The organism is Microbulbifer sp. TYP-18 (genome assembly GCF_040932045.1).
Classification (GTDB): Bacteria; Pseudomonadota; Gammaproteobacteria; order Pseudomonadales; family Cellvibrionaceae; genus Microbulbifer.
Genome location: NZ_JBFRBC010000018.1, coordinates 42,977 through 58,960 on the forward strand (window position 1 = coordinate 42,977; position 15,984 = coordinate 58,960).

Sequence of the window (15,984 nt, forward strand, 5' to 3'; positions counted from 1 at the left end):
TACCCGAACCCTGCGGCCTTCAACACTGTATATCAGGGGCGGCACACACTGGCTGTCCGACAGCGGCGGGCGGCGCGCCCGGCCCGCTTAAGCCCCGGCCACAGTGGCGCAAAATGCGACAATCGGCTCATACCCGCCCTGCAACGACTAAACTTAATCCATGTATACGGGTCTGTGACGACAATGAAACCTGGCCGGTGAGCAAATGCGCAGCAAATAGGGTAAAATTGCCCGCATTTTGCCGCCCAGGCCAGGGAAGATCTGTGCCGGCAGGCTGTGGGGAAGGCCGCCACAGAATAACAGCTAAGGGACTGGGAGGGGACCATTGATGATCACCAAACGCCGCTTGCTGCGCTATAGCCGCCGCCTGGTCAAAGGGCTGGCGCTGTGTGCCTGTGCATTGCTGCTGGTGGCGAGCAAGGCCCCCAGTGTACTGGAACAGGTCAAATCCTCCGGCCAGTTGGTGGTTCTCTCACTTAACGGCCCCACCACCTATTACGAGGACGCCTCCGGCCACTTTACCGGCTTTGAATACGGCATGCTGAAGGCCTTTGCCGACGAACTGGGTGTCCAGCTGGTGATCCGTGACAGCCAGAGTGTCAATCAGCTCTTCACCCGCCTGGGGGACCCCCAGGAGGGTGCCAACATGGCGGCAGCCGGGCTGACTGTAACATCGGCGCGGCGCGAGGAGGTCAGGTTCACCCCTTCCTACCTGGAGATCCGCCAGCAGGTGATCTACCGTCTGGGTGAAAAGCGCCCGCGCAAAATCTCCGATCTGATCGGCAAGCAAGTGGCGGTACTGGCCGGCAGCGCCCACGCCGAGGAAATGCGCCACCTGTCACAGCGATACCCGGCCCTGGAGTGGCAGGAGGTGGATGACGTCGCCACCATGGAATTGCTGGAAATGGTGAATGAGGGCAAATTCCCCTATGCGGTAGTGGATTCCAACGCCTACGCCGTGCATCGGGGCCTTTTCCCCAACACTGCACTTGCCTTCAATCTCACCCAGTTTCAACCCGTCTCCTGGGCCTTCCCCCAGGGAGAGGACGACAGTCTCTACCACGCCGCGCGCAGCTTTGTGTTGCGGGCCAACACCAACGGCATAGCGGCCCGGTTGCGGGAGGAGTTTTTCGGCCACCTGACTCCGCTGAACGCCGGGGGGGCCAAGGCATTCAGCAAAAGTACCAGGGAGCGCCTGCCGAAATGGCGCGACGCCATGCAGGAAGCGGCACAAAAATACGACCTGGACTGGCGCCTGCTGGCCGCACTGAGCTACCAGGAGTCCCACTGGAACCCCAAAGCCAAATCCCGTACCGGCGTCCGCGGTCTGATGATGCTCACCCTGGGCACCGCCCGCGAGCTGGGGGTGAACCGATTGGACCCCCTGCAGAGCATTGAGGGCGGCGCCCGCTATATAGTGCAAATCCACGATAAGATCCCCGCGCGCATTCAGGAGCCAGACCGCACCTGGATGGCACTCGCGGCCTACAATGTGGGCCTTGGCCACCTCGAGGACGCCCGGGTACTCACGGAAAAAATGGGGAGCAACCCGGACCTCTGGGTGGATGTGCGCGAGCACCTGCCGCTTCTCGCCAAGCGACAGTATTACAAGAACACCAAACACGGCTATGCCCGCGGCTGGGAGCCGGTGACCTACGTACAGAACATCCGCCACTATCAGGCCCTGTTGACCTGGAGCAGTCGTATTGAGGAGCAGCGGCTGGCCAGGCAGGCCCGGGAAGAAGCCGAGGCACTGGCGGACAGCAGCCAACCGGAAGTGGCCGGGCCCACCCCGGCGCTATAAAGCGGCCCTACCGGAAACAGCGGGGCCGGATTGCCAGCTTATTTGCGTCGCCAGCGATGGAATTTCGCCAGCAGTTTCAGGGCGCCCTGGGGCGCGTGAGCGCGCTTCCAGTCACCGGCCACCAGGCGATTGGCCTCCATCATGGTGGGATAGGCGTGAATGGTGCCCAACAGTTTGTTGAGTCCCAATCCGTGCTTCATCGCCATAACGAATTCCGCCATCAACTCGCCGGCGTGTTCACCGACAATAGTGGCACCCAGAATCTTGTCTTTGCCCGGTACTGTGAGCACTTTGACGAATCCGCGCGCGACACCATCGACGATGGCGCGATCCAGATCGCTGAGATCGTAATGAGTCACCGTATGGGGGATACCCTGTTCCACCGCCACCTGCTCGTTGAGGCCGACACTTGCCACCTCCGGGTCCACATACACCGCCCGCGGTACCAGGGAGTAATCCACTCGGAACTTCTTCAGATGGCCAAACAGGCCATTCACCACCGCATACCAGGCCTGGTGAGAGGCCATGTGGGTAAACTGATAGGGGCCTACAAGGTCACCAGCGGCGAGGATATGCGGCATATCGGTGCGCAAATACTGGTCCGTCTGCAGGCGCCCATCGACCACCAGTCCCAGCTCCTCCAGGCCGAAGCCGGTCACCCGTGGACGGCGCCCCAGCGCCAGCAATATCTGGTCGAAGGCCAGTTCGCGGTCGCCTTCCGGGCCCTGGAGGAAAATACGCTGCTGGGAGCCATCGGCAGCGAACCCTGTCGCCTTGTGGGCGGTCAGTACTTCGACGCCGTCCGCGCGCAGTGAGTCTGCCACCGTGGTGGACACTAGCTCATCCTCCGCCGGTAACAGCCGCGGGGCCATTTCCACCAGGGCCACCCGGGACCCGAGCCGGGCAAAGGACTGGGCTATTTCACAGCCGATAGCCCCACCACCCAGCACCACAAATCTCTCCGGCACGCGATCCAACTGGGCAAACCGGTCCCACATGGTCTCGCTGGTGACATAGTCAATGTCATCCAGTCCCGGCAGAGGCGGCACCACCGGCGCGGCACCGGTGGCGAGAATGATGGAGCGCGCAGTGAGTACCTGTTCCCCGCCGTCACTGAGGGTCACTTTGACAGTCCAGGGATCCAGCAGCTGCCCCCAGCCCTGCAATACCTCCACCCCGAGACCGGTGTAGCGCTCGACGCTGTCGTGGGGCTCTATGGTTTCAATCGCCTGGCGAACCCGTTGCATTACCTGGGGAAAATTGACTTCCGGAGCTGTGGTATGGATACCGAACTCAGCGGACTTGCGGACCTGGTTGGCCACCTTGGCACACTTGATCAGCGCCTTGCTGGGCACACAACCGGTATTCAGGCAGTCCCCTCCCATGGCACCCGCTTCTATCAGGGTTACCTCCGCCTTGATGGCGGCCCCGATATATGCGCTGACCAGTCCCGCGGCACCGGCGCCGATAACGATCAAATTGCGGTCAAAACTCTTCGGCTTAGTCATACTCGCTGTACTCACACGGTTTGCTCAAGCGTTCCGGCCCCGGAACCGCTTGATGAGGTTTAGAAGCTTTTTCGCCAGGAGGGGAAACAGGCCCAATAGTACGAAGGATGCCACCAGGCCCGGCGACAGGATGTCCCCAACACTCTTGATCTGTACCAACTGAGTGCCCGCATTCACGTACACGATGGTGCCGGTCAGCATGCCCAGCTGGCTGACCCAGTAAAAGGTCCAGGTTCTGATTTTGGTCAGCCCCATCAAAATATTGACCAGGAAAAACGGAAACAAAGGCACCAACCGCAGGGCGAAAAGGTAGAAGGCCCCCTCCTGCGCAACACCGCGGTTGATCGCCTGCAGGCGCTCCCCAAACCGGTTTTGTACCCAGTCGTGCAATAGATAGCGTGATACCAGGAATGCCAGCGTGGCCCCGATGCTGGAGGCAAAAGACACGATTACCGTGCCCCACAGAAGCCCGAACAGGGCGCCCGCAGCCAGTGTCATGATCGCCGCGCCCGGCAGTGAGAGCCCGGTGATCAGGATATAGAACAGGGTGAACAAGAGTCCCACAAGCAGTGGGGACTGGCTCTGCCAGGCAGCAAACTGCTCCTGGCCCTGCTTGAGGCTCTCCAGAGTCAGCCACTGGTTGAGGTCAAAGGCAAAAAAGGCCACCCCAAGAATCACAATAACAGTGAGTAGAATGATTTTTTTCGTCACAGTCTATGCTCCAAATGAAATCCGTCTGCCGGCGACTCCCGCCACCGCTCGCACTACATTTACGCGCGGATACTGGCAATAGTCGGGCAGGGATGCAAAATGTTACAAACCCCGGCACCGGCCCCAGTATCAGCCCGATACCCGCTGGCTTTCCCCCCCCGGCAATCGCCCCACTGCTGTTCCGCGGCGGATAGCTTTAGTCGGGCATAAAAAAAGGCCGCAAAACAGCGACCTTTTTCAGGCAGACAAACCGGCTAGGGGTTCTCGCCTATCGGTGTAACCGTGCTTTGGAAAGGGAGCTTACCAGCCGGTTACTTCCTTCAGCGCATTGCCGATTTCCGCCAGGGAACGCACGGTTTTCACACCAGCGTCTTCCAGCGCCGCAAATTTCTCGTCGGCGGTGCCCTTGCCACCGGAGATGATGGCGCCGGCATGGCCCATACGCTTTCCGGGAGGCGCGGTTACACCCGCAATATAGGAGACCACCGGTTTGCTGACATGCTCTTTGATGTAAGCCGCCGCTTCCTCTTCCGCAGTACCACCGATCTCGCCAATCATCACTATGGCCTCGGTCTGGGGATCCTGCTGGAACATCGCCAGAATGTCGATGAAATTGGAACCGGGAATGGGGTCGCCGCCGATACCCACACAGGTGGATTGGCCAAAACCACAGTCAGTGGTCTGCTTCACCGCTTCATAGGTCAGGGTGCCGGAGCGGGAAACTATGCCCACTTTACCCGGCTTGTGAATGTGGCCCGGCATTATGCCGATCTTGCACTCACCCGGCGTTATCACTCCCGGACAATTGGGGCCGATCAGGCGCACCCCCAACTCGTCGCACTTCACTTTGGCGTCGAGCATGTCCAGTGTCGGTATACCCTCGGTGATACAGACAATCAGCTTGATACCGCCGTTGGCCGCTTCCAGGATGGAGTCCTTGCAGAAAGGGGCCGGTACGTAAATAACCGATGCTTCCGCACCGGTGGCCTCTACCGCTTCTTTGACGGTGTTGAATACCGGCAGGCCCAGGTGGGTCTGACCGCCCTTGCCCGGAGTGACGCCGCCCACCATTTTGGTTCCGTATTCAATGGCCTGCTCGGAATGGAAAGTACCCTGGGAGCCGGTAAAGCCCTGACAGATCACTTTGGTATCTTTGTTAATCAGTACTGACATGGTTATTTCCCCTCCGCAGCTTTAACCACCTGCTCAGCAGCGTCGGTCAGGCTCTTGGCCGCAATAATGTTCAGGCCGCTGTCACTCAGCACCTTGGAGCCCAGCTCGGCGTTGTTGCCCTCGAGGCGAACCACGACCGGTATCTTCACTCCGACCTCTTCCACCGCACCGATAACCCCTTCGGCAATCAGGTCACAGCGCACTATGCCGCCAAAAATGTTGATCAGTACCGCTTTGACATTCTCATCGGACAGGATGATCTTGAAGGCTTCCACTACGCGCTCTTTGGTGGCACCGCCGCCGACGTCGAGGAAATTGGCCGGGCTGCCGCCATGCAGGTTGACGATATCCATGGTACCCATGGCGAGACCGGCGCCGTTCACCATACAGCCGATATTGCCGTCCAGTGCCACATAGTTGAGGTCCCACTTGGCCGCATGTGCCTCCCGCGCGTCCTCCTGGCTCGGATCGTGCATTTCACGCAGGGCCGGGTGGCGGTAGAGGGCGTTGCTGTCGATAACCACTTTGGCATCCAGGCAGTGCAGATTGCCCTGCGGGGTGATAACCAGGGGGTTGATTTCCAGCAGAGCCAGGTCTTTCTCCTGGAACATTTTCGCCAGACCCAGGAAAATCTTGGTGAACTGCTTGATCTGGTTGCCCTCTAGGCCCAGTTTGAATGCCAGCTCCCGCGCCTGGTACGGCTGTGCGCCCACCAGCGGATCGATGGTGGCTTTGAGGATTTTTTCCGGGGTCTCTTCCGCAACCTTTTCGATTTCAACGCCGCCTTCAGTAGAGGCCATGAAAACGATACGGCGGGTGGAGCGGTCAACTACGGCGCCGAGGTATAGTTCCTGATCGATATCGGTGCAGCTCTCCACCAGGATACGGGAAACCGGCTGTCCATTTTCATCTGTCTGGTAGGTAACCAGGCGATTGCCCAGCCATTTCTTGGCGAACTCTTCAATCTCCGCCTTGGAATCCACCAGCTTCACGCCGCCGGCTTTGCCGCGGCCGCCAGCGTGCACCTGGGCCTTCACCACCCACTTATCACCGCCAATTTCGTCAGCCGCCGCTACTGCCGCTGCCGGGGTTTCCGCCGCAATGCCTTTGGAAACCGGCAATCCGTATTCCGCAAACAGTTGCTTGCCCTGATACTCATGCAAGTTCATAGTCAATACCAATTCACATCTGGAATGTGTTTACCAATTGCAGATTACTCTGCACCTAAGAACAAAATTCGAAATCCCCATGATGCAAATTTCAAATCTTGCTTAACAGGCTGTCGAAAAATTTTCTTCGACAGCCTGTTATCCCGAACAGGGATGTTCGTGTCGCAAATCAAGCGCGTCACTGCTCGATTTGTCGCGGAGGGTTTGCGTACATGGACCGCAAACCCGGGTTGAGAAAAGCCAGGGAAGGCCTTACAACAACCCGTTAAGTCACAGCCTGCCCGCCGCCGATAGGGCTGCAAAACAGTGCCAACACTGGAGACACCAGTGGAAAGCCGGGGCGGGACCGCCCCGGCGCCTCGGCCGAAACCTAGTTGCGCTTCTTGCGGTTGGCGATGTGGATGGCGTGGCCATTGGCCGCCAGGGCCGCTTCCTTTACCGCCTCCGACAGGGTGGGATGGCCGAATACGGTCATACCTATATCCTCCGCACTGGAGCCGAACTCCATCGCGATCGCCACCTGCTGCACCAGATCGGCGGCCGAGGGACCGACGATATGGGCACCCAGTACCCGGTCGGTCTCGGCGTGCGCGATGATTTTTACCATCCCGCTGGTATCGTTGGCAGCCATGGCGCGGCCGGAGGCCGCAAACGGAAAAACACCCACATTGTAGGGCTCGCCGTCTGCTTTTACCTGTTCTTCGGTGCGGCCGACCGCCGCAATTTCCGGGTGCGTGTAGATAACATTGGGGATCACATCGTAATTCATCATCGGCTTTTGGCCGGCGATGCGCTCCGCCACCACAACGCCCTCTTCAGAGGCCTTGTGAGCCAGCATAGGGCCGCGCACCACATCACCCACTGCCCAGACACCCGGCGCTGAGGTCATGCACAGGTCGTTGACATAAATAAAGCCGCGCTCGTCCAGCTTGACACCCGCATCCTCCGACAGCAGCCCTTCGGTATAGGGACGGCGCCCCACACACACGATCAGCTTGTCGAAAGTTTCCCGGTGCTCCTTGCCGTCCTTGTCCTGGTAGACAACCGCGACCTCCTTGCCCTTCACTTCCGTACCGGTCACGCGGCAGGACAGGCGGATATCCAGGCCCTGCTTCTTGAAGATTTTCTGCGCCTCTTTGGCGATCTGCTGGTCCATGACGGAGAGGAAGGTGTCCAGCGCCTCCAGCACCACCACATCGGCACCCAGGCGTCCCCAGACGGAACCCAGTTCCAGTCCGATCACGCCGGCGCCGATCACGCCCAGACGCTTGGGAACCGCGCCGAACTCCAGCGCACCGGTGGAGTCCACGATAGTCTTGTTGTCCACCGGGGCCGGGGGAATATTCACCGGCACTGAACCGGAGGCCAGGATGATGTTGTCCGCCTCGTAGACGGTGGTTTTGCCGGCGTCGTCGGTCACTTCGACTTTCTTGTTGGCCAGCAGCTTGCCGGTACCCCAGATGGAGGTGACCTTGTTGGCCTTGAACAGGCCCGCTACACCACCGGTCAATTTCTTGACGATGTCATCCTTGCGCTCGATCATCTTGGGCACCTGCATCTTGATTTTGCCCACTTCGATGCCGTGCACTTCGAAATCGTCTTTCGCCTCGTGGTATTTCCACGAACTGTCCAGCAGTGCTTTGGAGGGGATACAACCGACGTTCAGACAGGTACCGCCATTCACCCCCTTGCCTTCCTTGTTCTTCCACTTTTCCACACAGGCGGTTTTGAGGCCCAGCTGAGCCGCACGAATCGCCGCCACGTATCCCCCCGGACCGGAGCCAATTACGATTACGTCAAATTTTTCCGACATGGTCTGTTCCAGATGTTGGTATATTCAGAATTTCCACAGGCGCATCCGCTTCCCCCTCAGGGTCAGCGACTGACCACACTTAGACTTCGAGCAGGATGCGCGCCGGATCCTCGATCATCTCCTTGATCGCCACCAGAAAGCCCACCGCTTCCTTGCCGTCGACCAGGCGGTGGTCGTAGGACAGCGCCAGGTACATCATCGGCAGTATTTCCACCTTGCCGTCCACCGCCATGGGGCGCTCCTGAATCTTGTGCATGCCCAGAATGGCCGTCTGCGGCGGGTTCAGAATTGGCGTGGACAGCAGTGAGCCGAATACGCCGCCATTGGTGATGGTGAAGGTGCCGCCGGTCATCTCCTCGATGGACAGCTTGCCGTCCCGGGCACGGGTGCCCATGTCGCGGATACTGTTCTCCATATCCGCCAGGCCCATATTCTCGGCATTGCGCAAGATGGGTACAACCAGCCCTTTGGGTGAAGAGACCGCCACACCAATATCCTGATAGCCATGGTAAACGATGTCGTCGCCGTCGATGGAGGCGTTCACCGCCGAAAAGCGCTTCAGCGCCTCCACCGCCGCCTTGACGAAGAAGCCCATAAAGCCCAGGCGGGTGCCATTGTGTACCTTCTCAAACAGTTCCTTGTAGTTCTTGCGCAGATCCATGACCGGCTTCATGTTCACCTCGTTGAAGGTGGTGAGCATGGCGGTGGACTGGCTGGCATCCAGCAGGCGCTCGGCGATGCGCTTGCGCATCCGGGTCATGGGAACGCGTTTTTCGACCCTCTCACCCGGCGCCATGGCGACTTCCGCAGCGGCCGCAACCGGGGCAGGCGTCGCGGTGGCAGGCGCGGTGCCTGCTTTCAGCACGTCCTCTTTCAGGACGCGGCCACCCTTGCCCGTGCCTTCAACCGCGGCCAGGTCGACACCTCTTTCCGCCGCCATTTTCTTCGCGGACGGCATGGCAATTTTTTCACCAGCAGCAGCCGGAGCCGGTGGCGCCTCTTCCACCTCGACGGCCGGGGCCTCTGGAGCAGCGGCGCCGGCACCCGGTTCGAATTTGGCGATCACCTCGTTGGAGAGGACTGTATCGCCCTCGGCCTTGAGAACTTCGCTGATAGCACCATCCGCGGGCGCAACCACTTCCAGCACGACCTTGTCGGTTTCGATGTCCACGATCAATTCGTCGCGGGACACCGCCTCACCCGGCTGTTTGTGCCAGGTGGCGACGGTGCCATCCTGTACCGATTCTGGAAAAGTTGGCGCTTTAATCTCGATCGTCATTGTACCTGTTTCCTGAGATTGACTCTTCACTAATTACTGCCGCCGCTTTACTGGACGGTCAGCGCCTCGTCGATAAACCTATTCTGTTCTTCCAGGTGCGTGGACATAAAGCCCGCAGCCGGTGCGGCGGAAGCCACGCGGCCCACATAGTCCAGTGCCAGCTTGGGATGCACCTCTGCCAGCAGACGACGCAAATGGTGCTGACTGTGATACCAGGCGCCCTGATTCATCGGCTCCTCCTGGCACCAGACAACACTCTTAAGGCGCCCGAATGCGGACACCGCCTCCACAAACTCCTCGTCCGGGAAAGGGTACAGCTGCTCGACGCGGACCAGGGCCACATCGTCCTGCTCCCGCTCCAGGCGCGCTTCCAACAGATGGTAGTAAACCTTGCCGGAACACAGCACCAGGCGCTTCACCTTGGCCGGATCCACGCTGGAGTCCTGGATGACATTGTGGAACCGGCCCTCCGCCAGTTCCTCCAGACTGGAGGTCGCCAGCTTGTGACGCAGAATCCACTTGGGCGACATGATGATCAGCGGGCGGCGCATAGGGCGGATGGCCTGGCGACGCAACAGGTGGAAAATCTGCGCCGGAGTGGTGGCATTGCACACCTGGATGTTGTGCTCGGCGCACAGCTGCATAAAGCGCTCCAGGCGCGCGGAAGAGTGCTCCGGCCCCTGCCCTTCATAACCGTGCGGCAGCAACATAACCAGCCCGCACATGCGGCCCCACTTGTGTTCACCGGAGGTGATGAACTGGTCGATCACGACCTGGGCGCCGTTGGCAAAATCGCCGAACTGCGCCTCCCAAATCACCAGTGATTTGGGCGTGGTTGTGGCGTAACCATACTCGAACGCCAGCACCCCCTCTTCCGACAGCAGGGAATCGTAAATATAGAAAGGCGGCTGGTCGTCGTACATATGCTGCAGAGGAACGTAGCACTGGCCGTCCTTCTGGCTGTGAATGACCGCGTGGCGGTGGGAAAAGGTACCGCGGCCCACATCCTCACCGGTAAAGCGCACCATAATGCCCTGTTCCAGCAGGGTGCCATAGGCCAGGGTCTCCGCCATACCCCAGTTCAGCGGCAGGGCGCCGCCGCCCATCTTGCGGCGGTCGTCGTAAATTTTGGCCACCTGGCGCTGCATGACGATACCGTCCGGCACAGTGGTCATGCGGGCCGCAACTTCCTTCAACTTCGGCAGGGCGAAACCGGTATCCGCCGGGGTCTGCCAGTCGTGGTGCAGGTAGGGACTCCAGTCGACAAACATGGATTGGTCCGGCTGTTTTACCAAACCGGTAGCCACATCTTCACCGCGATCCAGTTTGTCGCGGTAGTCGTTGGCCAGCTTGTCCGCCGCGGGCTTGTCCAGCACGCCCTCGGCCACTAGCTTTTCCGCGTACAGGGTGCGGGTGGTCTTGTGTTTGCGGATCGCCTGGTACATCAGCGGCTGGGTACCGGACGGGTCATCGGTTTCGTTGTGACCGCGGCGGCGGTAGCACACCAGGTCGATCACAATGTCTTTCTTGAACTCGTAGCGATAGTCCACCGCCAGCAACGCCGCCAGTACCACGGCTTCCGGATCATCCCCGTTTACGTGCAGTACCGGGGCGTCGATCATTTTGGCCACGTCGGTGCAGTACTCGGTGGAGCGGGCGTCCTCCCGCTTGCTGGTGGTGAAGCCCACCTGGTTGTTGAGCACTATGTGCACGCTGCCGCCGGTATAGTAGCCGCGGGTCTGGGACATCTGCAGGGTTTCCTGCACCACGCCCTGGCCCGCAAAGGCAGCGTCACCGTGGATATTGATGGGCATCACCTTTTCGCCGGCCGTGTCGCCGCGGCGGTCCTGGCGGGCGCGCACCGACCCCACCACTACCGGTGCACAGATCTCCAGGTGCGAAGGATTGAACGCCAGCGCCAGGTGCACCTCCCCGCCGGGAGTCATCACATTGGATGAGAAACCTTGGTGGTACTTCACATCACCGGAGGTATCCAGCAGTTTCTTGCCCTCGAACTCCTCGAACAGATCGGCGGGGTTCTTGCCGAGAATATTCACCAGTGTATTCAGTCGGCCCCGGTGGGCCATGCCGATCACTATTTCTTTTACGCCGTAAGTTCCCGAGCGGCGAATCAACGCGTCCAGCATCGGGATCATGCTCTCGCCACCCTCGATACCAAAACGCTTGGTGCCCGGGTACTTGGAGTCCAGGTGCCGCTCCAGGCCCTCAGCGGCAGACAGCCGGTGGAGAATTTCCACCTGGATATCAGCACCCAGGTTGGCCCTGGCCTGGCTGCGCTCCAATCGCTGCTGAAACCACTGCTGCTCATTCAGATTCGACAGGTGCATGATTTCGGCACCGATATTGCCGCAGTAGGTCCGGTCAAGCCCCTGGACAATCTCCCTCAGTGTCGCTTCGCCGTCGCCGAAGAAAAGGTCACCGGTCTGGAAGGTGGTGTCGAAATCGCCCTCGGTGAGACCGTGATAGTTGAGCTGCAGATCCGGCACCTGCTCGCGGGCCATCAGCCCCAGCGGATCGAGGGTCGCCTTTTTGTGGCCGCGGTGGCGGTAGGAACTGATCAGCTGCAGAACTTTGATCTGCTTGCATTCGTGTTCGATATTGACGGAACCGGAACCCGGTGCCGACAGGGGTCGCGCGCGGTTCTTGGCCAGCAGCTCGAAGTGGGTGCGGACCGCGGAGTGGGAGATATCGCTGCCATTGCCTACCCTGGGCAGGCTGTCGAAGTAACTGCGCCACTCTTCCGGCACACCATTGGGGTCGTGCAGATAGGTTTCATACAGCGCCTCCACATAGGCGGCGTTGCCCCCGGAAATATGGGAGCTACGCCACAGCTGCTCCATGGTGCTTTCGTGCATGTTGATGTCTACCTCAATCACAGCGTCCCCGCGATGGCGGACTCACACTGCGCTTTTTCTTTCACTCGCAAAAGGGGAGGTGTCCAGAGTCACCTCCCCTTTGCAGCCTGACACCGGCCCGGTGAGGCCGGTCTTGTAGTGGCAAGCAGCGCCGCTGACACTGAACCGGTGGCCGGGGCCCAGTCAGTTTGTCGACAATCTTCCGCAGTCCTTACACAGCGCGGGCCAACAGCATGTCGCGAATATGGCCGATAGCCCGGGTCGGATTAAGGCCCTTGGGACAGACGTTCACACAATTCTGAATGCCGTGGCAGCGGAATACGCTGAAGGGATCATCCAGCTTGGACAGGCGCTCATCCGCAGCCGTGTCGCGACTGTCAGCCAGGAAGCGATAGGACTGCAACAGGCCCGCCGGACCGATGAATTTATCCGGGTTCCACCAGAAGGAAGGACAGGCGGTGGAGCAACAGGCACACAGGATACACTCGTAGAGTCCATCCAGCTTTTCGCGATCCTCCGGTGACTGCAGGCGTTCAATGGCCGGCGGCGGAGTATCGTTCTGCAGGTAAGGTTCAATCTTTTTGTACTGATCGTAAAACTGCTCCATATCCACCACCAGGTCGCGGATCACCGGCAGGCCCGGCAGCGGGCGCAGCACCAGCTTGCCTTTGGGGGCCGCCTCGGACAGAGGGGTGGTACAGGCCAGGCCGTTGCGGCCGGAGATATTCATACCGTCCGAGCCACACACGCCTTCGCGGCACGAGCGCCGGAACGCCAGTGTCGGGTCCTCCGCCTTCAGCAGTTCCAGCACATCCAGCACCATCAGGTCTTTGCCCTGGGTATCCAGCTCATAGTCCTGCATGTAAGGGGCTTGGTCGGTTTCCGGGTTGTAACGGTAAATGCTTACTTTCAACATACTCTTTCCGCTCCCGAATCAGTAAGTGCGAGCCTTTGGCTCGAACGTCTCGACGGTATTGGGGGCAAAGTTGACCGCGCGCTTGCCGACGCGCTTTTCCGCCGGGAAGAACATCGAGTGGCACAGCCAGTTGTCGTCGTCCCGTTCCTGGAAGTCCTCGCGGGCGTGGGCGCCGCGGCTCTCGGTGCGCACCTCAGCCGGAATGGCGGTGGCCTCGGCCACTTCCAACAGGTTTTGCAGCTCCAGCGCCTCTATCCGAGCGGTGTTGAATGCGCGGCTTTTGTCGTCCAGGCGCACATTCTCTATACGGCTGCGGAGATCCTCCAGCTTGCTCACACCCTCGGCCATATAATCGCCCCGGCGGAACACACCGAAGTGGTTCTGCATCACACTTTGCAGTTCCCGACGCAAATCGGATGCCTTCTCACCATCGTTGCTGTGCTCCAGGCCGTCGAGGCGCGCCATCGCGGCCTCCAGATCGGAATCCGAAGCCTCGCGGGTCTCGATACCCTCCCGCAGAGCCTGTTCGATAAACAGGCCGGATGCGCGGCCGAAAACCACCAGATCCAACAGGGAGTTGCCGCCCAGGCGGTTGGCGCCGTGCACCGATACGCAGGCAACCTCGCCACAGGCGTAGAAACCATCGATCACGTGGTCGTTGCCGGCGGCGTCCTGGGTCAGAGCCTGACCGTGCACATTGGTGGGGATGCCGCCCATCATATAGTGACAGGTGGGCACCACCGGGATAGGTGTCTTGACCGGGTCCACATGGGCAAAGGTCTTGGCCAGCTCGCAGATACCCGGCAGGCGGGACTGCAGCACCTCCTCGCCCAGGTGATCCAGTTTCAGGAAGACGTGATCGCCTTCGGGGCCGGCACCGCGGCCCTCCAGCATTTCCAGCACCATGGAGCGGGCCACCACGTCGCGCGACGCCAGATCTTTGGCGTTGGGCGCATAGCGCTCCATAAAGCGCTCGCCATCCTTATTAATAAGGTAGCCGCCCTCTCCCCGGCAACCCTCAGTCACCAGCACGCCGGCACCGTGGATACCGGTCGGATGGAACTGCCACATCTCCATATCCTGTACCGGAAAACCGGCCCGCAGGGCCATACCGATGCCATCGCCGGTATTGATGTGGGCGTTGGTGGTAGACGCATAGATACGGCCGGCTCCGCCGGTGGCAAATACCGTGGCCTTGGACTTGATGAACAACACTTCGCCGTCTTCGATGCAGAGGGCGATCACCCCCACTACGGCGCCATCCTGGTTTTTCACCAGGTCTACCGCGAACCATTCGTTCAGAAACTCCGTGTCGTGTTTCACGTTGTTCTGATACAGGGTGTGCAGCAGGGCGTGGCCGGTGCGGTCTGCCGCGGCACAGGTGCGCGCCGCCTGGCCACCGCGGCCATAGTCCTTGGACTGGCCGCCGAAAGGGCGCTGATAGATACGCCCCGCCTCGGTGCGGGAGAATGGCAGGCCCATATGCTCCAGTTCGAACACGGCTTCCGGGCCCACGGAACACATATATTCGATCGCGTCCTGGTCGCCGATATAGTCCGAGCCTTTGACGGTGTCATACATATGCCAGCGCCAGTCGTCATTGGGGTCGGCGCTGGCGATGGCGCAGGTAATCCCCCCCTGGGCGGACACAGTGTGTGAGCGGGTGGGAAATACCTTGGTGATCACCGCGGTCTTGAAGCCGGACTGGGCCATCTGCAGTGCGGCACGCATGCCGGCACCACCGCCACCGATCACTACTCCGTCAAAGGAAATGGTTCGCATATTCGCCATAAATTACACACCCCACAAAATTTCAATGCCCCACACCACATAGATCACCGCGACTGCGCCCAGCAACATCTGCGCCAGCACGCGAAGAACCGTGGCTTTGGGGCCCAGCATGCGGTTGGTGATATAGTCGGTGAGAACGGACCAGAGGCCGATCCAGGCGTGTACGACAGTGGATATAAGCGCTACCAGACTAAAGATACGCATCCACAGTTGGGAAAAGAGCGCAGACCAGCTGCCGTAACCAAAGCCGTCGCTGAGGGCAATAAAGCCCACAATAAAAAGGGTATAGGCAACCAGCACCACCGCCGTGACGCGCTGATACAACCAGTCGAAGGTGCCGCTGCGCCCGAAACTTGTCACTGTGGTTACCATAGCCAAACTCCTACGAGCACAATCGCAATTACACTCAGCGCCAACACCAGTACGGCGCCGCGCCGCCCCCCCTGCAGGGATTCACCGATCCCCAGGTCCATCAGCATGTGCCGTATGCCGGCCAGCAGGTGGTAGATGAGTGCCGCCAGTGAAGCCCAGAGTATGAGCTTCGCGGGCACACTGCTGAATGCAGCAGCGATACTGTCGAACCCCTGTTGGGACTCGAGGCTGGTATCCAGCATCCACAACAACAGCGCCACAACGGCGAAGAGCACTACGCCGGAGATACGGTGAAGAATGGAAACCAGAGCGGCAGCGGGAAGATTGATAGTGGAAATGTCTAAATTGACTGGTCTGTTTTTGTTCACAGGAAAAACACCTTGTTGCCCTGAACGACCGGGCGCCCGATTAGCTTTCAGTGGAAGGGCAGCTTGCCTGCCGGTCAGTTTATGCCCGACTTGGCCAAGCCCTGCACAAAGCGGTCATACCGTGGCGCAAGCCGCGCGGATTATAGGCATTCAACAGTCAAAACACAACGAAACCGGGGCCATGACGGACGGAGACCACAAGGA

12 protein-coding genes are annotated in these 15,984 nt (G+C 60.0%); 1 reads left to right on the forward strand and 11 read right to left on the reverse strand.

Going from position 1 to position 15,984, the window contains the following annotated elements:
- The first annotated feature begins 328 nt into the window (after positions 1–328).
- Positions 329–1,804, forward strand: coding sequence for a membrane-bound lytic murein transglycosylase MltF (gene mltF, locus ABVT36_RS14180; RefSeq protein WP_368457126.1), 1,476 nt, complete (start codon positions 329–331; stop codon positions 1,802–1,804).
- 38 nt (positions 1,805–1,842) lie between these two features.
- Here the strand turns inward: mltF and ABVT36_RS14185 are convergent, their stop codons facing one another.
- The 11 genes from ABVT36_RS14185 to sdhC all read right to left on the reverse strand — a co-directional run bounded on the left by ABVT36_RS14185 (position 1,843) and on the right by sdhC (position 15,780).
- Positions 1,843–3,312 carry an NAD(P)/FAD-dependent oxidoreductase gene (locus ABVT36_RS14185; RefSeq protein ID WP_368457127.1) on the reverse strand — a complete coding sequence of 490 codons (1,470 nt, stop codon included), beginning with the start codon at positions 3,310–3,312 and terminating at the stop codon, positions 1,843–1,845.
- A 24-nt stretch (positions 3,313–3,336) separates the two neighbouring features.
- Positions 3,337–4,023, reverse strand: coding sequence for a TVP38/TMEM64 family protein (locus tag ABVT36_RS14190; protein ID WP_368457128.1), 687 nt, complete (start codon positions 4,021–4,023; stop codon positions 3,337–3,339).
- A 300-nt stretch (positions 4,024–4,323) separates the two neighbouring features.
- Positions 4,324–5,196 carry a succinate--CoA ligase subunit alpha gene (gene sucD / locus ABVT36_RS14195; protein ID WP_367150033.1) on the reverse strand — a complete coding sequence of 291 codons (873 nt, stop codon included), beginning with the start codon at positions 5,194–5,196 and terminating at the stop codon, positions 4,324–4,326.
- 2 nt (positions 5,197–5,198) lie between these two features.
- On the reverse strand, positions 5,199–6,365 hold the full coding sequence (sucC, locus tag ABVT36_RS14200) for an ADP-forming succinate--CoA ligase subunit beta (protein ID WP_368457129.1): 1,167 nt from the start codon (positions 6,363–6,365) through the stop codon (positions 5,199–5,201).
- A gap of 370 nt (positions 6,366–6,735) precedes the next feature.
- Positions 6,736–8,178 (reverse strand): dihydrolipoyl dehydrogenase, encoded by a 1,443-nt coding sequence (lpdA, locus tag ABVT36_RS14205; protein WP_368457130.1) that lies wholly within the window; start codon positions 8,176–8,178, stop codon positions 6,736–6,738.
- 79 nt (positions 8,179–8,257) lie between these two features.
- Positions 8,258–9,457 carry a 2-oxoglutarate dehydrogenase complex dihydrolipoyllysine-residue succinyltransferase gene (gene odhB / locus ABVT36_RS14210; protein ID WP_368457131.1) on the reverse strand — a complete coding sequence of 400 codons (1,200 nt, stop codon included), beginning with the start codon at positions 9,455–9,457 and terminating at the stop codon, positions 8,258–8,260.
- Positions 9,458–9,504: 47 nt separating this feature from the next.
- Entirely contained in the window at positions 9,505–12,333 is a 2,829-nt protein-coding gene (locus ABVT36_RS14215; RefSeq protein WP_368457156.1) for a 2-oxoglutarate dehydrogenase E1 component, read from the reverse strand.
- A 211-nt stretch (positions 12,334–12,544) separates the two neighbouring features.
- Complete coding sequence (locus ABVT36_RS14220) at positions 12,545–13,249, reverse strand: succinate dehydrogenase iron-sulfur subunit (protein ID WP_368457132.1); 705 nt, start codon at positions 13,247–13,249, stop codon at positions 12,545–12,547.
- Positions 13,250–13,267: 18 nt separating this feature from the next.
- Positions 13,268–15,040 (reverse strand): succinate dehydrogenase flavoprotein subunit, encoded by a 1,773-nt coding sequence (gene sdhA, locus ABVT36_RS14225; protein ID WP_367150028.1) that lies wholly within the window; start codon positions 15,038–15,040, stop codon positions 13,268–13,270.
- Positions 15,041–15,043: 3 nt separating this feature from the next.
- Positions 15,044–15,412 (reverse strand): succinate dehydrogenase, hydrophobic membrane anchor protein, encoded by a 369-nt coding sequence (gene sdhD / locus ABVT36_RS14230; RefSeq protein ID WP_367150027.1) that lies wholly within the window; start codon positions 15,410–15,412, stop codon positions 15,044–15,046.
- Positions 15,406–15,780, reverse strand: a complete 375-nt coding sequence (gene sdhC, locus ABVT36_RS14235; RefSeq protein ID WP_368457133.1) for a succinate dehydrogenase, cytochrome b556 subunit — start codon at positions 15,778–15,780, stop codon at positions 15,406–15,408. The genes sdhD and sdhC overlap by 7 nt, the downstream gene beginning before the upstream one ends.
- Between the last annotated feature and the right edge of the window lie 204 nt (positions 15,781–15,984).